The organism is Cloacibacterium sp. Arc13 (assembly GCF_041431305.1).
Taxonomy (GTDB): domain Bacteria; phylum Bacteroidota; class Bacteroidia; order Flavobacteriales; family Weeksellaceae; genus Cloacibacterium; species Cloacibacterium caeni_B.
Genome location: NZ_JASMRM010000037.1, coordinates 1 through 1,325, shown reverse-complemented (window position 1 = coordinate 1,325; position 1,325 = coordinate 1). Strand labels below are relative to the sequence as shown.

The 1,325-nt window shown below is 29.2% G+C and carries 1 protein-coding gene; it reads left to right on the top strand.

Annotation, left to right across the window (positions count from 1 at the left end):
• Positions 1–39 precede the first annotated feature (39 nt).
• Positions 40–1,307, top strand: a protein-coding gene (locus QO190_RS13220) for an IS3 family transposase (protein ID WP_371481350.1) whose coding sequence is annotated in 2 segments (ribosomal slippage) — positions 40–379 and positions 379–1,307 — 1,269 coding nt in all. Because the reading frame shifts where the segments join, the coding sequence is not laid out codon by codon here.
• The last annotated feature ends 18 nt before the right edge of the window (positions 1,308–1,325 follow it).

The following is a 1,325-nucleotide window of genomic DNA, read 5'->3' as shown; positions in this document are numbered from 1 at the left end:
TGTCTTGTCCTGAAAAAAGTTGACTAAAAATTAGATAATATGTCAACAAAGAAGAAAATTTCAAAAATTCCAATTGCCCCACAAATTTATAGCGAAGCATTTAAACGTCAAGTTGTAAGTGAATTTGAGAGGGGTTTATTTACAAAAGCAGAGCTTCGAAGACGTTACAATATTGTAGGTAGTAGTTGTATACCAAGATGGTTAAAAAAATATGGTAAATTTACCTATGAAGATAAATTAACTATTGGTCGTCCTATGAAAGATCCTCAACAACAGCGTATAAAAGAGCTAGAAGCTCAATTAGCAAAAAAAGAAGAAGAATTAAAAGTATTTAAACGATTTATTGAAATAGCTGAACGTGAACTTAAAATCGATATTGTAAAAAAGTCTGGTTCCAAGCAGTCGAAGAAATAAATGTAAATAGTTCATTGACTATTTATGAGTTATGCGAACTGTTTGGATACACAAAACAAGCATTTTACAAGCGAAAGAAAAACGGTAGAACACCTAAATACAACTCAGAATTATTACGAAGTTTAGTCGTTACTATTCGTAAGCAATTACCCCGAACAGGTGGCAAGAAACTTTACGTAATGTTACAAAGTGAATTTATAAAACATCATATATCAATTGGTCGAGATAATTTCTTAGATTTTTTAAAAGCAGAATATTTACAAGTACCTAAAGTTCGAAGATATTACAAAACAACAAACTCAAGACATTGGATGAAACGCTATCCAAATTTAATTAGCAATTTAGTACTTAACAGACCTGAGCAAGTTTGGGTTGCTGATATAACTTATTTACGAACAAAAGAGAAAACATACTATTTGCATTTACTCACTGATGCTTGTTCCAAGAAAATCGTTGGTTATCAACTGTCAGATAATTTAATGAGTTCAACTACAGTAAAAGCTTTAGAAATGGCTTTGATTAACAGGGAAACAAAAAATCAACTCATTCACCATTCTGATAGAGGTTTACAATATTGTAGTAAAGAGTATACCGAATTGTTAAAGAAAAACAATATTTTGATTAGTATGACGCAAGAATACGATCCATATGAAAATGCAGTAGCAGAAAGAGTAAATGGAATTTTAAAAGAAGAATTTGGTTTGCATGAAATATTTGAAAACTATCAAAATTTAAACAAACAAGTTACACAAGCCATAACTTTATACAACAATTTTAGAATACATATGTCAATTAATATGATAACTCCAAACCAAGCACATCAACAAAAAATAATACATTTAAAACAATGGAAAAAAATAAATCGTAACAGAATTAATTCTGCTACGATTTAACTATATTTGAATTATTAA